22 protein-coding genes and 4 pseudogenes are annotated in these 23,989 nt (G+C 66.0%); 15 read left to right on the top strand and 11 right to left on the bottom strand.

Going from position 1 to position 23,989, the window contains the following annotated elements:
• The first annotated feature begins 309 nt into the window (after positions 1-309).
• Positions 310-1,563 carry an IS256 family transposase gene (locus tag RVF83_RS16920; protein ID WP_005199596.1) on the top strand — a complete coding sequence of 418 codons (1,254 nt, stop codon included), beginning with the start codon at positions 310-312 and terminating at the stop codon, positions 1,561-1,563.
• A gap of 1,122 nt (positions 1,564-2,685) precedes the next feature.
• Here RVF83_RS16920 and RVF83_RS16915 read toward each other — a convergent pair.
• On the bottom strand, positions 2,686-3,519 hold the full coding sequence (locus RVF83_RS16915; protein WP_005196040.1) for a DUF4436 family protein: 834 nt from the start codon (positions 3,517-3,519) through the stop codon (positions 2,686-2,688).
• Between the two features lie 417 nt (positions 3,520-3,936).
• On the opposite strand from RVF83_RS16915, the gene RVF83_RS16910 reads away from it, so the two are divergent.
• Both RVF83_RS16910 and RVF83_RS16905 read left to right on the top strand, forming a co-directional pair.
• Positions 3,937-4,326, top strand: a complete 390-nt coding sequence (locus RVF83_RS16910; protein ID WP_005196043.1) for a DUF1304 domain-containing protein — start codon at positions 3,937-3,939, stop codon at positions 4,324-4,326.
• Positions 4,327-4,501: 175 nt separating this feature from the next.
• Positions 4,502-4,591, top strand: a pseudogene (locus RVF83_RS16905) (TetR family transcriptional regulator); the annotation flags it as partial.
• 162 nt (positions 4,592-4,753) lie between these two features.
• On the opposite strand, the gene RVF83_RS16900 reads toward RVF83_RS16905, so the two are convergent.
• The 4 genes from RVF83_RS16900 to RVF83_RS16885 all read right to left on the bottom strand — a co-directional run bounded on the left by RVF83_RS16900 (position 4,754) and on the right by RVF83_RS16885 (position 6,857).
• Positions 4,754-4,954 (bottom strand): hypothetical protein, encoded by a 201-nt coding sequence (locus tag RVF83_RS16900; RefSeq protein ID WP_005196044.1) that lies wholly within the window; start codon positions 4,952-4,954, stop codon positions 4,754-4,756.
• Between the two features lie 118 nt (positions 4,955-5,072).
• Positions 5,073-5,528 carry a nitroreductase/quinone reductase family protein gene (locus RVF83_RS16895; RefSeq protein ID WP_005196045.1) on the bottom strand — a complete coding sequence of 152 codons (456 nt, stop codon included), beginning with the start codon at positions 5,526-5,528 and terminating at the stop codon, positions 5,073-5,075.
• Positions 5,529-5,603: 75 nt separating this feature from the next.
• Positions 5,604-6,203, bottom strand: a complete 600-nt coding sequence (locus RVF83_RS16890; protein ID WP_005196046.1) for an AMIN-like domain-containing (lipo)protein — start codon at positions 6,201-6,203, stop codon at positions 5,604-5,606.
• A 21-nt stretch (positions 6,204-6,224) separates the two neighbouring features.
• Complete coding sequence (locus RVF83_RS16885; RefSeq protein WP_005196047.1) at positions 6,225-6,857, bottom strand: LGFP repeat-containing protein; 633 nt, start codon at positions 6,855-6,857, stop codon at positions 6,225-6,227.
• Positions 6,858-7,108: 251 nt separating this feature from the next.
• Between RVF83_RS16885 and RVF83_RS16880 the strand changes: the two are divergent.
• The 3 genes and pseudogenes from RVF83_RS16880 to RVF83_RS16870 form a co-directional block, all read left to right on the top strand.
• Positions 7,109-7,971, top strand: a pseudogene (locus RVF83_RS16880) (APC family permease); the annotation flags it as partial.
• The gene (locus tag RVF83_RS16875) at positions 7,944-8,549 is read left to right on the top strand and encodes an SDR family NAD(P)-dependent oxidoreductase (protein ID WP_085950784.1); all 606 of its coding nucleotides are present in this window, start codon (positions 7,944-7,946) and stop codon (positions 8,547-8,549) included. The pseudogene RVF83_RS16880 and the gene RVF83_RS16875, both read left to right, overlap by 28 nt.
• A 40-nt stretch (positions 8,550-8,589) precedes the next feature.
• Positions 8,590-9,317 (top strand): annotated as a pseudogene (locus tag RVF83_RS16870) (MBL fold metallo-hydrolase).
• A 22-nt stretch (positions 9,318-9,339) separates the two neighbouring features.
• Here RVF83_RS16870 and RVF83_RS16865 read toward each other — a convergent pair.
• Positions 9,340-10,512 (bottom strand): acetyl-CoA C-acyltransferase, encoded by a 1,173-nt coding sequence (locus RVF83_RS16865; protein WP_005196053.1) that lies wholly within the window; start codon positions 10,510-10,512, stop codon positions 9,340-9,342.
• A 120-nt stretch (positions 10,513-10,632) separates the two neighbouring features.
• Between RVF83_RS16865 and RVF83_RS16860 the strand changes: the two genes are divergently transcribed.
• Positions 10,633-11,106, top strand: a complete 474-nt coding sequence (locus RVF83_RS16860; protein WP_005196054.1) for a winged helix-turn-helix transcriptional regulator — start codon at positions 10,633-10,635, stop codon at positions 11,104-11,106.
• Positions 11,107-11,255: 149 nt separating this feature from the next.
• Here the strand turns inward: RVF83_RS16860 and RVF83_RS16855 are convergent.
• Positions 11,256-12,633: pseudogene (locus RVF83_RS16855) on the bottom strand (NAD-dependent succinate-semialdehyde dehydrogenase).
• 297 nt (positions 12,634-12,930) lie between these two features.
• Here RVF83_RS16855 and RVF83_RS16850 point away from each other — a divergent pair.
• On the top strand, positions 12,931-13,932 hold the full coding sequence (locus tag RVF83_RS16850; protein WP_005196057.1) for an alpha/beta hydrolase: 1,002 nt from the start codon (positions 12,931-12,933) through the stop codon (positions 13,930-13,932).
• 66 nt (positions 13,933-13,998) lie between these two features.
• Here the strand turns inward: RVF83_RS16850 and RVF83_RS16845 are convergent, their stop codons facing one another.
• The gene (locus RVF83_RS16845) at positions 13,999-14,439 is read right to left on the bottom strand and encodes a hypothetical protein (protein ID WP_244971610.1); all 441 of its coding nucleotides are present in this window, start codon (positions 14,437-14,439) and stop codon (positions 13,999-14,001) included.
• A gap of 451 nt (positions 14,440-14,890) precedes the next feature.
• Between RVF83_RS16845 and RVF83_RS16840 the strand changes: the two genes are divergently transcribed.
• From RVF83_RS16840 to RVF83_RS16820, 5 genes are all read left to right on the top strand, one after another.
• The gene (locus tag RVF83_RS16840) at positions 14,891-15,256 is read left to right on the top strand and encodes a hypothetical protein (RefSeq protein ID WP_255220643.1); all 366 of its coding nucleotides are present in this window, start codon (positions 14,891-14,893) and stop codon (positions 15,254-15,256) included.
• 42 nt (positions 15,257-15,298) lie between these two features.
• Positions 15,299-15,784 carry a GreA/GreB family elongation factor gene (locus RVF83_RS16835; RefSeq protein ID WP_005196065.1) on the top strand — a complete coding sequence of 162 codons (486 nt, stop codon included), beginning with the start codon at positions 15,299-15,301 and terminating at the stop codon, positions 15,782-15,784.
• Positions 15,785-15,796: 12 nt separating this feature from the next.
• A complete protein-coding gene (locus RVF83_RS16830; protein ID WP_247602489.1) occupies positions 15,797-16,438 on the top strand; it encodes a hypothetical protein in 642 nt (213 codons plus the stop codon).
• A gap of 82 nt (positions 16,439-16,520) precedes the next feature.
• Positions 16,521-17,879 (top strand): NADP-specific glutamate dehydrogenase, encoded by a 1,359-nt coding sequence (gene gdhA, locus RVF83_RS16825; RefSeq protein ID WP_005196069.1) that lies wholly within the window; start codon positions 16,521-16,523, stop codon positions 17,877-17,879.
• A 144-nt stretch (positions 17,880-18,023) separates the two neighbouring features.
• Complete coding sequence (locus tag RVF83_RS16820) at positions 18,024-18,902, top strand: hypothetical protein (protein ID WP_005196070.1); 879 nt, start codon at positions 18,024-18,026, stop codon at positions 18,900-18,902.
• A gap of 42 nt (positions 18,903-18,944) precedes the next feature.
• Here the strand turns inward: RVF83_RS16820 and RVF83_RS16815 are convergent, their stop codons facing one another.
• Positions 18,945-19,526, bottom strand: coding sequence for a TetR/AcrR family transcriptional regulator (locus tag RVF83_RS16815; protein WP_039880114.1), 582 nt, complete (start codon positions 19,524-19,526; stop codon positions 18,945-18,947).
• Between the two features lie 24 nt (positions 19,527-19,550).
• Here RVF83_RS16815 and RVF83_RS16810 point away from each other — a divergent pair, with 24 nt between their 5' ends.
• Positions 19,551-20,843 (top strand): MFS transporter, encoded by a 1,293-nt coding sequence (locus RVF83_RS16810; RefSeq protein WP_005196072.1) that lies wholly within the window; start codon positions 19,551-19,553, stop codon positions 20,841-20,843.
• Here the strand turns inward: RVF83_RS16810 and RVF83_RS16805 are convergent.
• Both RVF83_RS16805 and RVF83_RS16800 read right to left on the bottom strand, forming a co-directional pair.
• Complete coding sequence (locus RVF83_RS16805; protein WP_005196073.1) at positions 20,757-21,506, bottom strand: DUF2332 family protein; 750 nt, start codon at positions 21,504-21,506, stop codon at positions 20,757-20,759. The two genes, RVF83_RS16810 and RVF83_RS16805, sit on opposite strands and share 87 nt — an antisense overlap.
• A gap of 2 nt (positions 21,507-21,508) precedes the next feature.
• Positions 21,509-22,192 carry a DNA alkylation repair protein gene (locus tag RVF83_RS16800; RefSeq protein WP_005196077.1) on the bottom strand — a complete coding sequence of 228 codons (684 nt, stop codon included), beginning with the start codon at positions 22,190-22,192 and terminating at the stop codon, positions 21,509-21,511.
• A 129-nt stretch (positions 22,193-22,321) separates the two neighbouring features.
• Between RVF83_RS16800 and RVF83_RS16795 the strand changes: the two genes are divergently transcribed.
• Positions 22,322-23,977 carry an alkaline phosphatase D family protein gene (locus tag RVF83_RS16795; protein WP_168432651.1) on the top strand — a complete coding sequence of 552 codons (1,656 nt, stop codon included), beginning with the start codon at positions 22,322-22,324 and terminating at the stop codon, positions 23,975-23,977.
• Positions 23,978-23,989 lie beyond the last annotated feature (12 nt).

Below are 23,989 nucleotides of genomic sequence, written 5' to 3'. Positions count from 1 at the left end.
TGCCGAAACGAAGGGCGAATGCGCAGTGCCGACCCCAGCGAGGCGGGAGTCACACGGCGTCTCATCGGTCAGCCAGACCGAACAGGGCCCGCGCGCACTCATCGCCTCGCAGCAGCCCTTTCCACCCTCGCGGTAGCGGACTCCCGTGGTCGAAGATGTCGCGGAACATCGAACCATAGTAGTGCCCCATAGAGTGGTGTAACTCGGTGGCCGAGATCGTGTCTGACGCTGTGTTGTTGACCGATGCAAAGCGGCCACCGCGTGATCCTTCGAGTCAACCTTCCACAGAATCCTCGAGGAGTCATCGCGATGACCGCACCCCATATTGTCGACCCTGCCGGCCTACTCGGCCAAGCCCTCGCAGACGCGTCGCCGGATCTGATGCGCGAACTGCTACAGACTATGATCAACGCCCTGCTCTCGGCGGATGCCGACGCCGTGTGCGGTGCCGAATGGAACGCACGATCTTCCGAACGCACCAACCGCCGCAACGGCTACCGTCACCGCCCCCTCGACACCCGGGTCGGCACCGTCGACGTCGCCATTCCGAAGCTACGCTCGGGCAGCTACTTTCCCGAGTGGCTCCTCGAACGTCGCAAGCGGGCCGAGTCAGCGCTGATCACCGTCGTGGCCGACTGCTACCTGGCCGGTGTATCGACCCGCCGGATGGACAAACTGGTCAAGACACTCGGCATCGACTCACTGTCGAAGTCGCAGGTCTCACGCATGGCCGAAGACCTCGACGAGCAGGTCGCCGCATTCCGGCACCGCCGCCTCGACGAAGCCGGACCGTTCACCTTCGTCACCGCCGATGCGTTGACGATCAAAGTTCGTGAGAACAAGCAGGTCGTCAAGGCCGTCGTGCTGCTGGCGACCGGCGTCAATGGCGACGGCCACCGCGAGGTGTTGGGCATGCAGGTGGCCACCAGTGAGACCAAGGCATCGTGGAACACCTTCTTCGCCGACCTGGTGGCCCGCGGCCTGGGCGGGGTGCGCTTGGTGACCTCCGATGCTCATGCCGGGCTCATCGAGGCGATCGCAGCGAACCTGCCCGGCGCGGTATGGCAGCGCTGCCGCACCCACTACGCCGCCAACCTCATGGCAGTGTGCCCCAAGTCCATGTGGCCGGCGGTAAAAGCGATGCTGCACAGCGTGTATGACCAGCCCACCGCCACCGCGGTGCACGAGCAGTTCGACCGGCTCCTCGAATACACCGACGGCCGATTGCCCGAGGTCGCCGACCACCTCGGCGACGCCCGCGAGGACCTGCTCGCCTTCACCGGGTTCCCCGACGACGTGTGGCGCCAGATCTGGTCTAACAACCCCACCGAACGGCTCAACCGCGAGATCCGCCGCCGCACCGACGTTGTGGGCATCTTCCCCAACCGCGACGCCATCATCCGCCTCATCGGCGCCGTCCTGGCCGAACAGACCGACGAATGGGCCGAAGGCCGCCGCTACCTCGGACTCGAAGTCCTCAGCCGCTGCCGACTTACCCTGACCACCGACACCCCAACACCGACGGAGGCGACCACCGATCCACTGATGCAACTACCCGCCTGACCCCCGAAGGATCAGAAACGAGTTACACCACTACTCGGGGCTTGACCCGAACCATCATCCCAGAACGCGACCGGGACGGCACGCGTCGCCACTCCCGGACGTTGGCGATCCCCCTGGGTTGCGCGACTGGGGCACCAACTGTCGCCATGCTGGCGATGCGACCGTGGGTGTCCTTGTCAGCAGTGCTCGCACTGGCAGCAATGACCGCCTACGGAGTGGCGCATTGGACCGCCTTCTGGGGGCTACTGATGGTTGGTGGTGCCCCGATGACCGTGGCCGCAATAGTCATCGCGGCATCCCATCTCGGTATGAAGGCATAGCGCCTCTCTCGACAGGCGGCCAGACGCTCACCTGGAACTAACGAAACACGATCCACTCACGATTGACGGGCATGCGACTCTCCCTTCATGCCCGGCTGATCGCTCTTACTGCATCTGTATGTTTCGCCGCGTCGTCGTGGTCGACCACGATCGGCCCGAAGCGCACGGTCACCGTTCGGCCGATCGGCCCGGATTGTCTCGTCCAGTGACGGGTCTGGCCGAGGAGAATGATCACCAGCCGAGAAGGTTTCACCGCTGGTGGCGGGTCGCCCTCGCCTGTGTGGTCGTCGTGGTTTGCTCCGGAGCCATTCTCGTCGGGTTGAAATGGGCGCTGTTCGAGTGGATCGACAGAGGAATGACCGCTCGGACTTACGAGTCGGTCGACGGCGCCAGACGCATGGCCGAAGGTATGGGACTCATTTTCGTCGACGGAGACGATGTCACGTACGGCGAGGTGACCAGTTCATTCCCCGACTCAAGCGCATATCTGGTCATCACGACTTCTTCTGCTGAACGGTCGCGCCAGTTGCTCCATCGGTCGGGACTTCCCCCGTCCAGGCCAGTCACGCCCGCCTTCGCCGCACGAGCGCCGGAGAATCACGGCCCCGCGCCCAGTCCCACGCTCGTGACTTCCCACCGGTGGGATTCCCGCGGATACGTCACCGCAACCTGGGATCCGGTACGAGCGCCCCGGGTTGTCTACGTGAGTGCCAGCCAAACCTGACGACGAACCGGCCGCCCAGGCGTCGTCACCGCGATCCCGGGCAGGCCCGGAACGCTACGTGCGCCCACGTGTCCCGGACTAAGGAGCTTGTTTCCACCAGGCAACGACATACAGCGCGAGCGACGCGACGAGACCGCCGAGCACCCAGAGAACCACCGAATAGTCCACCCATGATCCGAACGGGGGCGAACCGGGAAAGATGTTGCGCAGGGGTAGTACGGCAAACAGCATCACGGCGAACCAGGTCACCATCGGAGGCTGAAACGTCTTGCGGTGGCGGACCGTCTGGATCGAGACGAACAGGGTGCAGATCGGCAGAACGATAAGCATCGCGCACAACGCGAGATCAAACGCGAGCGACGCGGCCGCCCTGGACGAGGTGACCGGGAACGCCTTTCCGCCGGCGACGGTGTCCCCGGCTTTGATGTCCCAGCCGATCAGCGAGTCGATCAGCACGACCTCTGTCAGCAACCCAGCGTCGTTCGGACCGAACGCCTGTACCGTCACCGACTCCGCGACGTATCTGTCGAAGGGCCAGAGCCGGATGTCGCCGTCGCTGTACAACGACACCGGCAGGACCCCGGGGCGTGTACCGGCGGGGAACGTCAGTTCGGTGTCGGAGACCATCGGTGAAACGTCCACGGTCAGATCCTGTTTGAGGTCGCCCCGGCCGTCGAGCAGATCACCACCGGCATCGATCGAGACGGTCCCGGCCACCTCGAAGTCGGCGCCGTTGACCGTGTTGATATCGAGGTACACGACGACGCCGTTCGCCGCCGGTCCACTTGTATCCGCACCGTCATCGGTGCCACCTTTGGCGTAGACCACCAGCACGGTGACATAAGCGATCATCAGGCCGACAACGATTGCCAGCGCCACAATCCACGAGAATTTTTTACCGGTATCCGCCATCCGCCAGCCTCCACGCTCATCACCCGTTCGGCGGCCGTGAGCAGGCGCCGGATGCCGGAAAGTCTATGGGTACACTTCGATACCGCTCCGGGCCGGGTGGAATTCGGACTACAGGTTCGGTCGAGACGGAGAGCTCGCCTCGACACGGATCGTCGCCGACGCGCCTCCCGGCGTCGCCTCGGAATCGATCACGCCGCAGCCCAATTGCTGGTTCCACGTCCGCATGATCCCAGTGGGCTCCATACGTTCACCGTAGGGGCTCGATGCGGGTGCTGCCTGATGGGTCACGGCTCCCTGCACACCGACTCTGCCGGACACGGTCCCGCAGCGGGCGCAGCGGTTCCGAGGAGGCGTCCCCGTGGCACACTTGTCGAAACGCACCACTTCCGGCGAAGCGACGAGCGCGAGGAGTACACGATGGTCATTGCAGGTTTGGTACTCGCCGCGGTAGCGGGGCTCCTCCACGTCTTCATCTTCTATCTGGAATCGATCGCCTGGACGGGCGAGCGCGCCCGTGCGACGTTCGGCATCGGGACGTTGGAGGAAGCGACTGTTCAGAAGGAACTCGCCTTCAACCAAGGGTTCTACAACCTGTTCCTCGCGATCGCGGTGTTCGTCGGAATCGTTCTGTACGCCATCGGTTTCGACGCCGTGGGCGCGACGCTGGTCTTCACGGGCACCGCGTCGATGGTCGCTGCGGCACTGGTTCTGGCGCTCTCGAGCCCCGACAAGATCGCGGCCGCACTCAAGCAGGGCGTGGTTCCGGGGCTTGCCGTGATCGCGCTCGCCGTCGGCCTGATCGTCTGAACCCGCACCCAGCATGCCGACGCCCGCCGCACGGCCAGTGCCCCAATGCAATTCGTGGCCTAGCAGCGCCTACCGGTAGGACAGTTCGCGAACCCTGAGCTCGGCGGTCGCAATCGATTACAACGCGAGGGCCTGCGGCGGACCTGCGAGACCGGCCTTGGACTGCCGACTCAGACTGTGGAAGCGCTACCTCGCGATCATCTTCGACGGACTCCGCCGGGAGGGCGCCAATCCGCTCCCCCAGCCTGCGCCGACGTTGCCCTGATCCTGACGACACCGACGTCCGGTCACAGTGGTGGATCAGACCCGACGCAGCCACGGTTGGGACGGGCCGGCAACCGTGCCCCAGAGGGCAGAACGTTCATAAAACTAAAGTATATAGATTGCGCGGCCGGCATCAACCAGGACTCGATCTGGTTGCTACCAGTCAGGCGAGCTTCAGGTCCACCGGTACCGCGCGTGGGAGGTCGCCAGAAGGTGGTGTCGACGCGGCGGCCTTCGAATGCTCGCCCAAGGGGCGATGTGCACGGTTGCCGGGGTGCTCCATGCGGCGCTGGAAACGATCCATGCCGATGGTGAACACCGTGAGCCCCACTGGGGCGAAGAGTCCCACGATGAGTGCGACCATGCGTCGTGCCTCCTGGTGTTCCGATACGTTGACCGAGAAGGTGGATAACCATTCGTTCGTATCGGTAAACATCGGATGTTGCCGCCGACGACCGGAGGCCGGAGCCCGACCATGTGAGTCAGCGAGTGTCGATCCGGAAAACTCCACAGCGCCCTGCGACGGCGGCGAAGGCGTCGGGGGTGACGTCGGTGACCACGCCGGCGTCCTTCATCATCTTCGGGCCGTCGCTACCCGACCGCTCGGGCCAGGCGCGAAGAACCGGGACCGCCTGGTCTGCAGGCAGTTCGACGAGCCGGACGTCGGTCACGTCCCCGCGGATCGACAGCTGCGCCAGCCCGTCGGCGGCGCGGACGTTGCGAGCCCAGTCGGCCCCGGGGAACCCTTCGAGGAGGTAGCGCCGCCCGTCGAGGGTGACCACGGTCAGCGGTGTCCGCCGCGGCTTCCCGCTCTTTCTGCCGGGCACGATCAGGACCGGCAGTTCCTTCATCCCACCGAAGCGTTGCAGCAACAGGAACACCTTGTTCATCGGCTTGAGCCAGCGTGGTGGCGTGACGGCTCGCGGTGACGTGGACATGGTCGCTCCTTCCGACGCCTTACTCCGTACACCGTACTAGATTTCTGGCGTCGGATACACCGCTAGCGCCGATGGTCAGCGCTGCACGTCGATCACCAGTCGCGTCGGATCGGTCAGCGCGTTGACGGTGAACGGAGATCGGGGTTCGGATACACCAATGAAAGACTGTGTGACACCTTCGAATACGAGTGCGCCCCGCACCTCCACCACCGACCCGCCCGGCTGTGCACGAATCGGATCGGGACCGTCGTACGGTTCGACTCCGCTGTCGAAGGGGTACGCCGATCCGGTGATCTGAACCTCAAGGATCGCTTCACCCGCGACGTCTACCGGGAAGCCACTTCCGTCCTGGAGTGCCTCGTCGACGTAGGCGACGTGCCAACCGGGCACACCGGTGCCACCGAGCTCGTAGACAACCCGATCGAAACCGTCGTGCGAGCCGGTACGGATGTCGGTGACGGTGAGTCGGGCGTCCTCGCCTGCGGGCGCCGCCTTTGGACCGGAGTCCTCGCTGGTCGCCGTCGAACCGGGCCTGGGCGGCGGCGTCGACGTAACCGTCTCGGTCACCGTCGACGCGACTCCGCCGCCACCGCCAGGCTCACCGTCGGCAGAAGAACAACCCGCGACGACAAGGGCAGCGATGAAGGGGACGACCGCAGCGCGCACACGCATCATGCGCGCACACGCTACCGGGGATCAGGGCCAGAAGATGGTTCCGTTCTGGAAGTCCTGGGCGAACCGATTGCCGATGCGATACTCGCCACCGAGCGGGACGCCGTAGTACCCCTTGGCGGCACCCTGTGCGCGCCACTTCTGCAAGATGCCGCCCCAGACGATCTGCGCGCCACCGGTCTTGGACCAGGTGATCGTGCCGCCCTGGAAGTCACTGGTCCGCCCCTTGCCCGACTTGTACTCGTTGGTCGTCGGGAAGCCCAGGGCGCCACGCTCGGCGCCGATCTTCTGCCAGCGGGTCCGGATCGCGCCGCCGACCTGATGAGCCGTTCCGCCGTCGACTGCCGGGTGCCAGTAGAAGGACACGTCGCGGGCGAAGGTCTGGTATCGGCCACGCTTGGCGGACGCCCGTTCGGGACCGGTTGGCGCGCCCCACTTCCAGAAACCGCCGGTCTTGGAGTACGCCTCCTCGATTTTCCCACCGACGACGATCCCGTTGATCACCCGATCGGCCTGAGCGTTCGGAGCGAGAACGACGAGGGACATGGCGGTGGCGACGATCGCCAGGCCCACCGAGGAATACCGCCAGCGGTTACGGCCGGCGGCGGGGCGGATGTCACGGGAGGCGCGTCGAAGCAGAGACCAGAGTCCAGACATGGGCGTGATCATACGGATGAAGCGGATACGTCGTTAGGTCAGCTCACGATGGTCGTCACGAATCACTCGAACAACACCTTCGGAACAACCGAAGCGCTGCGCGAAGGTCGCACCCGCTGACGCTGCCACCGCCTTCGCCCGACGCGACAACCCTGCCACCGCGTAGCCCGACCAGGGGATGTCTCGGCATTTCGCGACGGTCTCGGACGACGCTCTCTAGCTTTGACCCAAACTTGAGCAGCGGAGGCCAGATGAACGACCAGACATCACAAGGCGATGCGAACGAGGTGTCCGCAGAGTTCGGGTACAAGCCGGAACTCAACGCACGCTCGGCTCATTCCAGGTGTTCGCCGTGTCCTTCGCGTTCATCTCGGTGGCAGTCGGCATCTTCGGCACGTACGGGATGTTTCTGAACAATTCGGGGCCGGTGGGAATCTGGACCTGGCTGATCGCACTGGCGGGCCAGTTGCTCGTGGCGCTGGTCATCGCGCAGTTCGCGGCGCGCATCCCACTCAGCGGATCGTCGTATCAATGGGCCTCACGACTCGCCAACCCGCGCGTGGGGTGGATCTTCGGCTGGCTGACGTTCTGCTACCTGGTCACCGGCCTGATGGCCATCGACTTCGCAATGGCCAGTCAGTGTCTGATGCCGCGCTTCAACATGGCACCCGACGAACAGACCGCCCGCGTGATCACGGTGGTGATCCTGCTCGTCCAGGCGGCGTTGGCAATCGCGTCGACCCGACTCGTCGGACTGATCAACTCCCTGGCCGTGGGGGTCGAGGTCACCATCGTGATCGTGCTCGTCATCGCCCTGCTGGTGACGGTGGCCGTGACCGGCGACGGCTCGGTCAGCAATCTCGGATCACGCGGCGTTGCAGCAGATTCGGCGAACTACTTCGCCTTCGGGGGCGGACTGATGGCGGTGATGATCGTCGGCCTGGCGACCCTGGTCGGCTTCGAGTCCGCGGCCAACATGGCCGAGGAGGCAAAGGATCCCCATCGCACGGTCCCCCGGGCGATCGTGGGTTCCGTTGCCGCAGCCGGTGTTCTGGACAACTCGCCCGACTCGGACACACCGTCTACATCGGCGCGCGCGACACCGAACGCGGCGAGAAGGCCGCCGCCGAGGCCGGCGCGCGTTTCGTACAGCTCGATGTCACAGACGACGCGTCGGTCGCTGCGGCACTCGCACGAGTCGACGCCCTCGAAGGACGGCTCGACGTGCTCGTACACAACGCGGAGATCTCCGGTGACTGGGTCGTCGACGGCCCCACCGCCGCCCGGGTTTTCGACACCAACGCCGTGGGCATCGTCCGAGTCACCGAGGCCGCGCTGCCGCTGCTGCGCAAATCGGACCAGCCGCGCGTCGTCACCGTGTCCAGCAGCATGGGATCGTTCTGGGCCGTCACCAACCCGGACCGCCCCGAGTACGGGCTGACCGCCGCGCTCTACGCCGCGTCCAAGTCGGCGGCGACGATGCTGACGCTGCAGTACTCCAAGAGCGAACCGGGCATCAAGTTCAATGCGCTCGAGCCGGGCTTCACGTCCACCGACATGACCACCGGCACCGGGATGACGGGCGGCCGACCCGTCGAGGAAAGTGCACGCACCGTCGTGCAGCTGGCAACGATGGGACCCGACGGACCCACCGGCACGTTGCAGGACGAAAACGGGCTCCTCCCCTGGTGAACCAGGGTTTGCGCACACCTCCCCGGGGTTACGCTGAGGCATGGTCTTCCAACGCGACGTCGCACCCGGAATCCATCGCCTCGAACACGCGTACACCAACCAGTATCTGGTCGAGGTCGACGACCGACTCGTGATCGTCGACGCTGGGCTGCCCCGCTCGTACGGACCTCTGGTCGATGCGATCCATCACCTGGGCCACGACGTCGACGCGGTGTCCGCGCTGATCATCACCCATGGGCACTTCGATCACGTGGGCACCGCGCGACGCCTGGCCAGACACTGGCGCATCCCCGTACACATCCATCGTGACGATGCATGGCTCGCCGCGCATCCCTATCGATACGCGCACCAGAACGCCACCCGATTCGGGGTTCCGCTGCGCAACCCCCCGTCCTGGAAACTGCTCAGCCGCATGGCTTTTGCCGGGGCCTTCCAGGTCCGTGGAATCGACGAGGCCCAGATGTCCGCCTTCGACGACGACGCCGAACTCCCGGGAGGGGCCAAGGTGGTGCCGACCCCCGGACACACCTTCGGCCACGTCTCCCTGCATTTCCCCGACCGCGACGCGGTGATCGCCGGCGACGCACTGGTCACCCTCGACCCCTACACCGGGGCACACGGGCCCCGGTTGATCGCCGGTTCCGCGACCGCCGACCTCGAGCGGAACCGGGCTTCGCTCGACACCCTCGCGAACACCGGCGCAACGGCGTCCCGTGGTACCACGGTGTGGCGGCGGCCGTGGAGCGCGCACGCCACACCGACAGCTGACCCTGGCCGGCGTCTGCTCGACTCAGCCGAGGCGTTCGTAGATCGTCGCGTTCGCGAGACCGCCCGCCTCACACATCGTCTGCAGCAGGAAGCGCCCGCCCCGCTGCTCGAGCGCGTTCAGGCCGGTGGTCGCCAGTCGTGCTCCGCTGGCTCCCAGCGGGTGCCCGAGAGCGATCGCCCCGCCGTTGACGTTCACCTTGTCGAGGTCGACGCCGAGATCCCGGGCCCAGGCCAGCACGACCGGCGCGAAGGCCTCGTTGACCTCGAACAGGTCGATGTCAGACAGGGCGAGTCCGCTGCGCGCGAGCACCTTTCGGGTCGCCGGGATGATCGCGGTGAGCATCAGGAGCGGATCGTCGCCGGTCACCGCGATGGTGTGGACCCGCGCCCGCGGGCGCAGGCCGAGCTCGGCCGCTTTCTCCTCGCTCATGACGAGGACGGCGGCCGACCCGTCGCTGATCTGGCTCGCACTGGCGGCGGTGATCTTCCAGTCGATCTCGGGGAACCGCCGAGCGATCGCCTCGTCGTAGTAGGCGGGTCGGAGACCGCCCAGGCTCTCGAGGGTGCCGCCGACCCGAATCCCCTCGTCGGCGGTCAACCCGGCGACCGGTGCGACCTCGTCGTCGAACAGTCCGTTCTTGGTCGCGTGCGCCGCCAGTTCATGGGAGCGCAGGGAGAACTCGTCGATCGCCGTCCTCGAGATGCCCCATCGCGCGGCGATGAGTTCCGCGGAGATGCCCTGTCCGACCAGTCCATCCGGATAGCGCTCGTCGAACGCGACACCGTTCAGGTCCGACGCCCCCACCGCGGCCGAGCCCATCGGAACCCGGGACATCGATTCGACTCCCGCGGCCACGACCACGTCGTAGGTGCCCGCGATGACTCCCTGGGCCGCGAACGCGATCGCCTGCTGTCCACTGCCGCACTGGCGGTCGATCGACACACCGGGCACCGACTCCGGATAACCCGCCGCCAGTAGGGCACGTCGTGCGATGTTGAAGCTCTGCTCGCCCACCTGGCTCACGACTCCGGTGATGACGTCGTCGATCTCCGCCGGATTGATGCCCGTCCGGTCGACGATCGACCGGAGACTGTGCGCGAGAAGGTCGACCGGATGGACGTCCTGCAGCCCACCCGAAGGCTTCCCCTTTCCGATCGGAGTGCGTACCGCGTCCACGATGACTGCAGTTGCCATGTCTGACCTTCCGGTAGGCGGATCGTCGCCGACGATCCGAAGGTGGCTGACTTTTGTCTGCCATAGCCAGAGGTCTACGCCCTGACTATAGCTATGTCAAGCCAGGGTAGGATGGATCACATGATGAAGCTGGTGGGACCGCTCGCGGAACGTGACCGGTGGGAGGCGACGCACTGCTCGATCGCCAAAGCGGTCGAGCTGGTCGGTACCCGATCGGCGATCCTGATCCTGCGCGAGGCGTTCTATGGCGCGACCCGGTTCGACCAGTTCGCCCGCCGGGTCGGCATCACCGATGCGGTCGCCTCGGCCCGATTGAAAGAGCTCACCGAGGCGGGTGTCTTCACGAAGGTCCCGTATCAGGACCCTGGTCAGCGGGTCCGGTACGAATATCTGCTCACCGACATGGGTCGCGACCTGTTCCCGGTGGTGATGTCACTGATGCAGTGGGGCAACGAGCATCTGCAGCCCGACGGCGCACCGCTCACTGTCACCGACACGACCCACAATCCGGTTCGGGTCGGGGTGGTGACGGGCGAGCAGAAGACCCTCGACCCCGAGGATGTCGAGGTGAGGGTCAACCGCTCGGTGCGATGAGCGCCCCATCACGGATTGGCCGCTGGACGGATCCACCTGATAGTCTCGGGCTCACGTTCACGCGGTGCTGTAACCCGCTTGTCGAACCAGAGGCCGGGGCGCTTACAGGAACCCCCGGTCTTGTCCAAACTTCCGCAGGCTCCGGCGTTCTACTTCGCCGCGGTGCGCCGCAGCTTGGTGTTGACGAATTCGCCCAGGCCCCACCGTCCGAGTTCACGGCCGTAGCCCGAACGCTTGACGCCGCCGAACGGCAGGCCCGGCAGTGTGGTGCCGTGCTCGTTCACGTAGGCCATGCCCACCTCGAGTCGGTCGGCGACCTCCTCGGCCCTCGCGGTGTCGGTGCTCCACACCGACCCACTCAGACCGAACTCCACGTCGTTGGCCAACGCGACGGCCTCGTCCGCCGAGGACACCTTGTACACCATGGCCACCGGGCCGAAGATCTCCTCGGAATAGGCATCCATGTCGGGCGTGATGTCGGTCAGCACGGTCGGCTGGAAGAAAGCGCCGTCACGATCGATCGCAGCGCCGCCGGTCCGCAGCGTCGCACCCTGGTCGACCGCGGTCTTGACCTGGTCTGCGACGGTGTCGCGCGCCGAGACCGACGACAACGGCCCCATGCGCGTCGACGAGTCACCCGGGTCCCCCACGGTCGTCGCCTCGAACTTCTCGACGAGCCCCTGTACGAAATCGTCGTAGAGCTCGTCGAGCACGATGAATCGCTTGGGGTGAGTTGCAGGCCTGACCCGCATTCGACAGCCGGGCCCGCGCGGCGATCGTGGTGGTTCGGTCCATGTCGGCGGAGTCGAGCAAAATGAACGGGTCCGAACCGCCCAGTTCGAGGACCGACTTCTTGAGGTTCTCGGCGGCCACCTTGGCCACGGCGGCGCCGGCACCCTCGCTGCCGGTCAGCGACACCCCGCGGATGGCGGGATGCGCCAAGAGCTCCGCGACCTGGCCGCTGCTCGCGTACACGTTCGCGTAGACATCCTGCGGCACGCCGGCATCGTGCAGGATCTCCGCCATCAACGCCGACGACGCCGCGCAGATCGAAGCGTGCTTGAGGATGACGGTGTTCCCGGCCAGCAGGTTCGGAGCAGCAAACCGGGCCACCTGGTAGTACGGGTAGTTCCACGGCATCACACCGACCAGCGGTCCGATCGGCGCCGTCTGCACGATCGACGACTCGGCACCCTGCGGATCGAGCTCCTCGCTGACCAGCAGATCGGGGCCGTGCTCGGCGTACCAGCGGTAGATGTCGGCAGCGAGCTGCACCTCACCTGCCGCCTCCTTGGCCGGCTTGCCCATCTCGGTCGTGATCGTCGACGCCAGTTCGTCGGCCCGCTTCTCGTACAGATCCGCGGTCCGGGACAGGATGGCCGCACGCTCCGCGACGTCGGTGCGTCGCCAGCTCTCGAAAGCTTCGAGCGACCGTGTCGCGAGTCCGTCGATCTCGTGGTCAGCGAGTCCGGGAAACTCCCGATCCGTGACGCCTGTGGCGGGATTCGCGGTGACGTAGGTGCTCATGGAGAACCGTCCTTCCGATGTCGGTGGTTCTGGTCGGCTGTGTTTGACGGGCCCACACGATGGGCGCAGCCCGAGTCACGAACGGGTACCCGCGGGATCTCCGCGCAAACACGAGCACCCGCGGCCCGCTCGCGACGCCATGCTCCGCCGCCTATAGAAAACTCGGCGAAGTGTTGGTGGCGGACGCGCGGACACTCGTCCCAAACCTCGGCGGGTCGGCAGCGTCTGGTACATGATTGAGCCGATATCGCCGACGCGGAGCGTGGGGGCGCATCGTCGAAAGCACCAAGGGGAGAAATGTCTATCTGGCAGAGAGCCGTCGCACTCGCATGTGCGGGCGTCGTCGCCGTGACCGGAAGCCTGGCCATCGGGGGGTCGGTCGCCGCAGCGCCGAAGGATACGTCGAGCCTCGAGGTGGCACGCGTGCTGTCCGTGTCGCCGACCACGCCGACCCGTTCGACCGTGACGGTCTATTCGGTCGCCATGGAGCGGCCCGTTCGCGTCAGCGTGCTACTCCCCCGAGACCGTGAGAAACCCCGCCCGACGGTGTACCTCCTCGACGGGATCGACGGAGGCATCTACACCAACTACACACAGAGCGGTTGGACGTTCCAGACCGACATCGTGAAGTTCATGGCGGACAAACCGGTCAACGTGGTCATGCCCATCGGCGGGATGGCCGCCTACTACACCGACTGGCAGAAGCCGGATCCTGTTCTGGGACGGAACAAATGGGAGACGTTCTTGACCAAGGAGCTGCCCCCGCTGATCGACAAACGCTTCAACGGCAACGGCCGGAACGTCATCGGCGGACTGTCGATGGGCGCCCTGGGCGCGATGTCGATCGCCGTCCGCCATCCCGACCTCTATCGCGGTGTGGCGGCGTTCAGCGGCTGCCTCGACCAGGGTTCACCCGAGTACCGTCAGGCCACGGCCGCGTCGGTGTCGACCCGCGGCGGCAACCCCGACAACATGTGGGGTCCGGTGGGCCACTCGACCTGGGACGACCACAATCCGGCCGCCCACGTGGACGTACTGAAGGGCAAACCGGTCTACGTCGCGGTCGGCAACGGCCTGCCCGACCCGTCGCTGGGAATCGCCGGCGTCGCCTCCCCGGTGGGCGGTGTTCTCGAAGGGGTCGTCCTCCAGTGCACGCAGAGCTTCAAGCGCCGGGCCGATGCCGCGGGCGTCAAGGTCACCTACGACTTCAGGTCCGGCCTGCACTCGTGGGGCTACTGGAACGAAGACCTCCACCGTGCGTGGCCCACCATCGCCAAGGGACTGGGCGTTCCACGCTGACGGGTCCCGTCCAGAGCTGTGCGTGGGACCGGGCGGGTCGGACCCGGTCCCACTCACAGGGTGTGACTATCCGGCGGTGAGAGCAGCTCGGCGAGATCGGCTGCGGACCGGCCGATGCACTCCGGCCGGTGCTCGCCGGAGGTCGAGTGTCCGGCGAGCCACATCGAGGTGATGGCGGGCGATCCCGAGCGCGGCGTGATAGCCGACTTGGAACTCGCTGTCGTCGGCGTCGGCCGCCCACCGACCCTCACGCTCGAGCCGATCCAGGAGCCCCTGGATGATGTCGAAGTCCCGGCGCAGACCCCCTGAAAGCACAGCTGCGCCGACGAACGCATCGGGACGGAGAGACTCGGTCGTGATCTCGTCGAGGACGCAGACACGGGCGTATGTCATGCCCGCCCGGAATCCCCGAAGGAGCTCGGACTGCGGCCGCTCGACCGCGGCCAGCGTCGAGAAACGGTCATGGAGATAGGCGAGAACCTCTGCGAGGCACGTGTTCTGGTCCACGTCATCCCGCATTCTTCCGTTTTCGGAAAATCGAGCCTTCCTCACTCGCACGCTTTTTCTCGCGCCGCAACTTCAACTCTTGGCGACGTTTTTTCGGACTGGAATTCTTCTCTGCCATGATTCCTCGCTGACATGAATGATGAAGTTGGGTTGGACACCCACTCACCTCCGTGACCATAGCCCAGAAAAAACAAAAGTCCAGTCGCCGAATCTCCTGCGGAACAGTAGGTCTGGCAGACCGGTCGGCTGAGGTCGCGACCGACTGGCTTTTATATTTTTTTCGGCTAGAGTCCGTGGCACCGGCCCGACAGGCCGGTTTTCAGTGAAAGGGAGAGTCGCCGTGCAAGCGGTTGTCATGGAGTGTCGTATCCGAGTCTGCGCATCTAAGAGTCGAATGAGGAAATTTATCGACCAGGCGTCGTCGCGGGCATTTGACGCTTTTCCGAAGTCGGTGAAATATTCGCTTGTCATCGAGGATTCCGACTCCCGACTCCTGCGTCGTCAGTGGCATCGGGAGAACGATGTCGACGACTTCGGGGTGCCCGTGGGCAAGGACATCTGCTTCGCGTTCGCGGGTCCGTCGGGCCGGCTGACGGCACCGAAGCTGGAGAGCCTGTCGCGGGACATCCTCGCCGACCTCGAGCTCGATCCCTGGGACTCGGATTCGGGAGTCGAATCGTCGTCGGGCGGAGCGGCTGAGTCGGTGCCCTGGATTCTCACCCTCAGCACCGCCCCGGACCACCTCTCGCGCGTAGAGATCGCGGCTCGCCATCCGATGCTCGAGCTCCGCGCGAGGTCCCTGATCACGACGTCCTGACGCCGCCGTCGACGTCACGCCACCGAAGCAGAGGAAGCAACGATGACCACCGCAGCACCTGTCCCGACAACGCCCCTGACCCGAGATGCGCTCGAGCGTCAGCTGGCCGCCGAGATTCGCGATCGAGCCGTCGTCAGTGCCGAGGTCCTCGATCACCGCGCCGCCGGCGATCTGGACAACAACGACGCCTACCATCGCACCCTGGAGCGCCTCGAGTCGCTCGACCGGCGTCTGGCGCAGCTGTACGCCGCGCTGTCCACGGCAGAGGCCGAACCGTCAGCAGACGGCACCGTGCAAGTCGGCTCGGTCGTCACGGTCGTCTTCGATCACGATCCAGCCGATGTCACAACCTTCCTGGTGGGAGCACCGGAACAGTATGCCCTGGTGGGTATGGACGTGTGTTCGCCCGACTCACCGCTCGGTCGTGCGGTGCTGGGCGCGGACGTCGGCGACGTCCGGACCTATCCGCTGCCGAACGGGCAGACATGCACGGTCGCGGTGAAAGACCACCGGATCGAGCTTCTCTGACGCAACGTGGCGATGCGTTCGGGGGCGCGGTCGTCCGGCGGTGCCCCGGTGAAGGCCGTCGTGGGGTCGGCCGAGGTCACCTTGAGCCGCCCGCGGCCGCCTGCACCTTCGGCAGGAAGCCCGGCGGCGACAACCGAGGTGGTCGTCATCGGCCGACCGGGTGCGCTGACCGCGAGGCTGTGCCGAACCCTCCGCGACCGCGGGCTGAACATCGAGATCGTGGACCCCGGGTTCGGTGGCCCGATGGTGCGCGACGACACCCGCACCCCCGTACCGGAGCAACGCAGGTCAGCTGGAGCGAGGTCGTGTATCGCCGTGCTGGGTCGCGCACCTCGGCCACGGCGCAGGTGGTGGGACTGGCGGGGGCGTCGACTCGAACGGCGACAGGAGGACGAACTGATAGACGCGGTGTCGATCGCCGCGTCGAACGCCCGCAGGCTCGGTTTGCTCGTGGTCGCCGAGGCATCCACACGCGGTGAGACCGAGATCGCACGAGAGCGCGCCCGCCACGTCGCACGCGTCGCCGGCTACGAGGCGGCCGTCAACGGAAACGCTCTGACCTCGACCTTCTATCTTGTGACGAGCGCCTCCGACGGTTTCTCCAGGAGCTCTCCGGCGATTGTCGGCTGGGTGCGGCGCCGACTGGATTTATAGATCTTTCCTGTCGCTCGATAGGCTGCGGGGCGGTGACCCGATTCGGGGTGCACCGGCGTTCCCTCAGATATCGAAGAAGGAAGTGGGGGCCACCGTGGCCGTGCTCGACGAGAAGATCAGCGATCTGTACGAACAGGTGGTTGCCCGCAACCCCGGCGAGGCCGAGTTCCACCAGGCCGTTCGGGAGGTCTTCGACAGCCTCGGACCCGTCCTGGCCAAGCACCCGCACTACGCCGACGCCGGCATCATCAAGCGTCTGACCGAACCCGAGCGCCAGATCATCTTCCGCGTGCCGTGGATCGACGACCAGAACCAGGTGCAGGTCAACCGCGGATTCCGCGTCGAGTTCAACTCGGCACTCGGCCCCTACAAGGGCGGCCTCCGCTTCCACCCCAGCGTCTACCTCGGCGTGGTCAAGTTCCTCGGCTTCGAGCAGATCTTCAAGAACGCACTGACCGGCCTGCCCATCGGCGGCGGCAAGGGTGGTTCCGACTTCGATCCCAAGGGCAAGTCGGACCTCGAGATCATGCGGTTCTGCCAGTCCTTCATGACCGAGCTCTACCGCCACATCGGTGAGTACACGGACGTGCCCGCCGGTGACATCGGCGTGGGTGGCCGCGAGATCGGCTATCTGTTCGGCCAGTACAAGCGCATCACCAACCGCTACGAGTCAGGTGTCCTGACCGGCAAGGGACTCGCCTGGGGCGGGTCGCAGGTCCGCACCGAGGCCACCGGCTACGGCGCGGTGTTCTTCGTCCGCGACATGCTCGCGGCGGCCGACGACAAGCTCGACGGCAAGACAGTCGTCGTGTCCGGCTCGGGCAACGTCGCCATCTACGCCATCGAGAAGATCCAGCAACTCGGCGGCCGCGTCGTCGCCTGCTCGGATTCGAGCGGGTACATCGTCGACGAAGCCGGCATCGACCTGGAACTCCTCAAGGAGATCAAGAACGTCCAGCGGGGTCGCATCGGTGACTATGTGAACGCCCACCCCTCGGCGCGGCTCGTCACCAGCGGCTCGATGTGGAACGTGCCCACCGACATCGCCATCCCGTGTGCGACGCAGAACGAGCTGAACGGCGCCGATGCCGCACAGCTCGTCAAGAACGGCGTGCGGATCGTCGCCGAGGGCGCCAACATGCCCTGCACCCCCGAGGCCGTGCGCATCTTCGCCGAAGCGGGCGTCAGCTTCGCACCCGGCAAGGCGGCCAACGCCGGAGGCGTCGCCACGAGCGCACTCGAGATGCAGCAGAACGCATCTCGTGACTCATGGAGCTTCGGTTACACCGAAGAGCGCCTATCCGAGATCATGACCTCCATCCACGACCACTGCCTGCACACCGCCGAGGAGTACGGCGCTCCCGGCAACTACGTGCTGGGCGCGAACATCGCGGGCTTCACCCAGGTCGCCGATGCGATGCTGGCTCTCGGCCTGATCTGATCCGGACCAGCCGCCGGTTCGCGAGCTCACCAGCGAACCGGCGGCATCTTCGATGGCGCTGTCGACCGCGCGGACTATTGACACCTCGGTGACCACGGGTTTCACTGAGCCAACTCACAGGTCGGCGCGATTGGCAGGTCCCCCATGCATGTCGAGGTCACACCACTTCACCGTCAGCCGGGTGGGCGGCTGCGATCCGGGCCCGTCGCCGTGGTCCTGGCAGTACTCGCAGCGGCCACTCTCGCTCTCGGGATCGCCCCGAAAGCAGCGGCGGCCCCGGGGAGTACAACAGGCTTCGACCTTCCGTTCTCGGGTGCACCGGCTTTCGAGCGCTTCGCGCCATCTAAACTCTCCAACCCGGCGCAACTGAACCAACCGCTCGGCCTCGCCGCCGCCAATCGGGTGGCCGCGGCCATCGGCTTGTCGCCGAAAGATGCACTGTCCGAACAGCAGTACCGCGCATTTCTCTCCGGTGGCGGAGTCGGCGGCAGCCGTCAGGCCGCGAAGATCATCGACGCCTGCCTGATCATCCTGACCAACACCAATGGACGCCCGATGTTCGGGGACTCCGTCGTCGGCAGCTACGGCCTGTACGTGAACAAGCAGGGCATGCTGCAGAGCCCCGCAAACGCGAGTGCACCCACGCGGCAGGTCAATTCGCTGATCGCCCCCGGCGGCTACGTCGGCACCTGGCTGCGGAACAACGGAGCGACCGACACCCTGCTTGCACTCTGTCGGTCGGCGTACACCGTCGAGGTCCCGTTCGGCTTTGTCGCGCAACAGATGTCGGGAACCGCTCAGCTGGTGACGAACACCGAGGCCGGGGTGACGAGCACCGTCGGGATGTCGATGGCTCCCCCACTCTGGATCGTCAACTTCGCGCTGCTCTACATCGTGAAACCGTCGCTCGCGGCGGCAATGCCCGCCTACTGGGCACCCATCCCGCCCGCGGTCGCCGCCGCGATCAAGGCCAGCCCCAACGGTCAGGTTCCCTACAGCAAGTACGCCTCGTACTTCGAGTGAGTCTGTTCAGTCGTGATCGAACCTCGGTTGACCGTCGGGTACTCAAGTCGTGGTAGGTGTACACGCCATATCGATGAGGGTCGTGGCAATCTCCCGACCGAGCGTCGACTTCCGTAACGGGTTGTCCCGCAGACGCATCGCGAGTTCGCCAGTGACGACGACGAGAATCTGTTCGGCAAGGTGGTCCGAGTCCGCGCACGGAAGTTGTGCGGCGAGCTCGCGCAGAGTCTCGCGCATGTGGTCGGTATCGCGGGTGACCGCGTCGGCGATCTCGGCCGGCGGGTCGGACATCTCGGCCGCGGTGCCGAGAAACGCGCACCACCGCGCGCCGTCCGGCCGTGCGGCGAACTCGTCGATGGCGTCGAAGATCGCAAGCAGTCGGCCCTCATCGTCGGGCGCTGCGGCGATCGCGCTTCCCCAGGTCTCGCGCCAGCGTTCGTGCCGTCGTTCGAGCGAGGCGGCGACGAGCGCCTCCTTGCTGCGGTAACCCCTGTACAGCGTCGCGGCCGACACGCCCGCACGCGCGAGAATGGCGTCGACGGGCGTCGTCTCGATTCCGCGCGAGAACACCAGGTCGTCAACTGCGTCGAGCAGTTTTTCCTCGGAGCTCTTGCGCATCGGCATGGTCATCAGCCTAGTATCGAAAATATGAAACGCACGTTTTCGTTTGGTCCAGGGCACGAGACGCTGGTCATCGTGACCGGTATCGCGTTCATCGCGGCGACCTACGGGCTGGTGCGACTCGCCTACGGGCTGTTCCTGCCCGACATCCAAACAGACCTGGCCCTCGACTCTGCCGGAGCGGGATACATCTCCACTGGATCATCGCTGGTCTACTGCCTTGCCGCGCTGTGCGGATTCTTCCTCGGGCGACAGTTCCCACGCATGTTGATCATCGTCGCCACGGCGACCGCTGCCGGCGGTGTCTGGGGTATGGCCGCCGCGACCCATCTGGTCATCTTCGGGCTCTCCGCCGTGATCGCCTCGGTCGGGGCAGGCCTGGCGTCGCCCGCGATGGTGAGTGTCGTCAGACGCAACATCGCCGCGAAGCGCGTCGATCGGGGGCAGTCGATGGTCAACTCCGGCACCGGCCCCGGCCTCGTCGGCGCCGGTTTGCTGGCGCTGCTCTTCCTCCCCGGATGGCGACTGACCTGGGTCGTCATCGGCGTGATCACCGTGCTCATCTCAGCCGCTCTCCTGACGGCCGACCGACCTGATCCCGCCGAGCGGGACGAGCATGCAAAGGCCCTGTCCGCAGACTGGGTCCGTCGTCACCGAACCGCACTGACCGTCGCAGTGCTGCTCGGTGTGGCGTCGAGCGCCATGTGGACGTATGGCCGCGTGATCCTCGTCGACACCGGCGGCTCGTCGCAGCGCGGCACGATCGTCGCGTGGATCATGATCGGGATCGGCGGTGCCGCAGTGGCTCTCACCGCCACCCCACTGGCCCGATGGTCGGCGACGTCGGCGTGGACCCTCAGCTGCGGAACGATGACCGTCGGCATCCTCGTGGTCGCAGCCGTTCCGGGACAGCTGATCGTCTCGCTCGTCGGCTGCCTGTTGTTCGGGTGGGGATTCACCTCGTCGACGTCAGCACTCATCGCCTGGACCTCGACCATCGATGCGGCACGCTCCGCCGCAGGTACCGCGCTCCTGTTCATCGCGTCGATGTTCGGGCAGGCTGTGGGCGCCACCGCCCTCGGCGCCATCATCACTGCTGCGAGTTATGGTGCCGCATTCGTGGTGGCCGCGGCGGTCGCGACGATGTCGATCGTCGTGTCGACTCTCGACCGGACAGACCGGCGAGCAGATGCCGTCGCGGCGGACGCTTCGGTCGACTCGGTACGTGCGCCGTCACTCGAACCAGGACAACAGCTCTCCGCGGGCCCAGCACCGGCCGAGCGCGAAGCCGGCGAACTCGGAGCGCGGCAGTGTCATTGACGGCTCGAAGACCGTGACGCCGATGATGCTATGTCCCGAGGCCGGGCGGTCCCCGAGCGTCGGTACGGTCGGCGCGACACCGACTCCCTCGACGGACACCCAGGCCACTCTCCGCACGGCGGAAGCCTCCCCCATCGCGTGCACGAAGCGGCGTCGCCTCTCCGGGGTGAACCGCGACAGCGACCACGTCGTGAGGACGACGGGCAGCGCACGGTCCGGGACACGTGCGACCGCTTCTGACAGCGTCGTGACCGGATTCCCCGAAATGCGTTCCGGCGAACTCGATTCCACCAGACCGATCTCGGCATCGAGAACGGGCCAGTCCTCGATGACCTGCCGGATCCGGTATCGGTCGCCGGGGTCTCGGACGTCGAGCGGCGAACGGTCGAGGATCATCCGTGCATCGACCTCCGGCAGTGGCGTTCTCGGCACTCGACCACCGCCCACCACCGAGCAGTCCACCTGTACCGGCGACGATGCGTCACCCAGATGTTGATCGTCGCCATAGGAGATCCCCACGCGGTCGACGTTGAGATTCAGTCCCAGGGGCCGTCCGACGTCGATCAGGCCGGTGTGCTCGGCGTCGCAGCGTCGGGAGGCCTCGGCGATGGCGGGATAGAGCACCGCATACCGTCCCGCGTGGTCCGCGGACCGCTTGATCACAGTCAGGCCTCTTGGCGCGCGACCATCTCGGTGATCCAGACCGGCGCGTAGGGCGAGATGCATCCCGGCGACGTCGGATAGTCCTCGAGAACCCTCAGTCGCTCCCCGATTTCGATTGCGCGAGTGCGGAGTTCGGGATGCTCGATGCCGATCGTCGCCAGGCAGGTGTTCATCGCCCACTGCAGGCGCTGGGGGGCGTCCTTCATCCGCGCCTCGATGGTCTCGAGGAGCTCGACGAGGTCCAGACCGTCAGGCCTCTTGGCCACTCGCTCGGTCGTGAGGGCCCAACCCGCGCTGCACGCCGCCTCATCGGCGTCGTCCATCCACGCGAGGCGCAGCTCCTCCTTGTACCCGCTCTTCTTCACCACGTAGTTGACCAGCCAGTCGTGCACCTTGGGGCGTCGGGCTTCGCGGACCATCGTGTCGAGCTGCGCGGCGTCGAAGGCCTTCGGCCGGCAGATGAGCAGCGCGACCAGCCGAGCTGCCGTGTCGCCGGTGGCCCACAGCGCCAGCGCCAGATCTTGCTGGGTCTTGAGTCGTTTGGCGACGGCCCGCAATCTGGTCAGGTTCACGCCGTGGTCGTCGCCGTGCTTCTCGTTGACCGTACGAATCCTCGGGTCCTCGAGCTCGGCCAGCTCGGCGAGTACCTCGGCAACAGTCGCGTCCAGGTCGGTACTGCTCGTCATCGATCTCCACCTCGTCGTCGCCCCGGCACGTCCGTTCATCAGCCTACGACGCGGACGTCCGGACTCGATCGCATCCCACGTCACCAGAGACCGACCTCACCGAGGGCCGAGAGGCTTACGCTGGGTCGCATGGCCTTGATGCTCGGACCGATCCTGCGGCACGTCGACGAGACATCCGCGCTGGTCTGGGTCCAAACCGAGGCACCGGCAGAGGTCGAGGTCCTCGGCAGCCGAACACGCACGTTCGAGGTTCTCGGCAACCACTACGCTCTGGTCGAGATCACCGGGCTGATCCCGGACACCACGACCGAGTACACGGTGACCATCGATGGTTCCCAGGAGTGGCCGCTACCGGATTCGACCTTTCCGGCCAGCGTCATCCGCACCCGTGGCCCCGCGTCCGCCCATCATCACCGGTTCGTCTTCGGATCCTGCCGGTACCCCCGGGCCGAGGACCCGAAGATCGACCGGAAACTCGGCCTCGACGCGTTGGACTGCTACGCCGTTCGCATGCGCCACCTGCCCGTCGCAGCGTGGCCGGACACGCTCATCCTGCTCGGCGACCAGGTCTACGCCGACGAACTGACCCCACAGGTCAAGGAGAGACTCGAGTCGACCAGGACCGCGACGGCCGGCCCGTCCGACGAGGTGGTGAGTTTTCAGGAGTACGAAGGTCTCTACCGGCACACCTGGGGCGACCCGGAGATCCGCTGGGTCCTGTCCACCATCCCGACCGCGATGATCTTCGACGATCACGACATTCGCGACGACTGGAACACCTCGGACACCTGGCGCCGCGAGATGGACGACAAACCGTGGTGGCGTGACCGGATCCGGGCCGGACTCGCGTCGTACTGGGTGTACCAGCATCTGGGCAATCTGTCGCCTGCCGAACTGGCCGCCTCCGCGGACTACCGCACGGTGAAGGAGATCGGCGGGGACTGCTGGCCGTACCTGCTCGACCTCGCCGACCGTGCCGACGCCGAAACCGACGGCGTCAAGGGGATTCGGTTCAGCTTCCGGTGGGACCTCGGTGCGACCCGTCTGACGATGATCGACTCGCGCAACGGCCGCATCCTCGCCGGCGGCGCACGGAAGATGCTGGGTGACACCGAATTCGAGTGGGTCGAACGCCAGGTGAACGACGACATCGAGTCGGTGGACCACCTGGTGCTCGGGTCGTCGTTACCGTGGTTGCTCCCGCCCGTCCTCAGCGACGTCGAGACTCTCGACGAGATCGGCGCCCGGAACGACGGCTGGGTCGGCAGCCTGGCCGAGAAGCTCCGGCAGGGCGCCGATCTGGAGCACTGGCCGGCCTTCTTCGATTCCTTCACCCGGTTGAGTCGGATGATCAGCGGTGTCGCCAGACGCGGCAACGGAACAACCGGACCGGCGACCGTCAGCGTCTTGTCGGGCGACGTCCACCACAGCTACGCCGCACGAGCAGAATTCGACGAGCCCACGAGCGCGTCCGTGTTTCAGCTGGTGTGCTCGCCGGTGCACAACGCCATTCCGCCATACATGAAAAGCGTGTTCCGCCTTGGCTGGTCGCCGCGCATCGCACGGGTCGTCCGACGCTGGGCGACCTTCCGCGGTTCACCGGAGCTCCCGGTCCGATGGCACAGCGAGGTCGGCCCGCTGTTCGGCAACACCATCGCATCCCTGATCGTCGACGGCCGGGAGGCGCGGGTCACCTTCGAGCAACCCGACCTGAACGGCACCCTGCGTCTGGCGGGCGACATACCGCTGACGGGCCAGGAATCGGTAGAGAACGTCGGGACATAGCACCGTCGTTCT

This window comes from Gordonia rubripertincta (genome assembly GCF_038024875.1).
In the GTDB taxonomy this organism is placed as follows: Bacteria; Actinomycetota; Actinomycetes; order Mycobacteriales; family Mycobacteriaceae; genus Gordonia; species Gordonia rubripertincta.
This window is presented reverse-complemented; position numbering and strand designations above follow the sequence as displayed.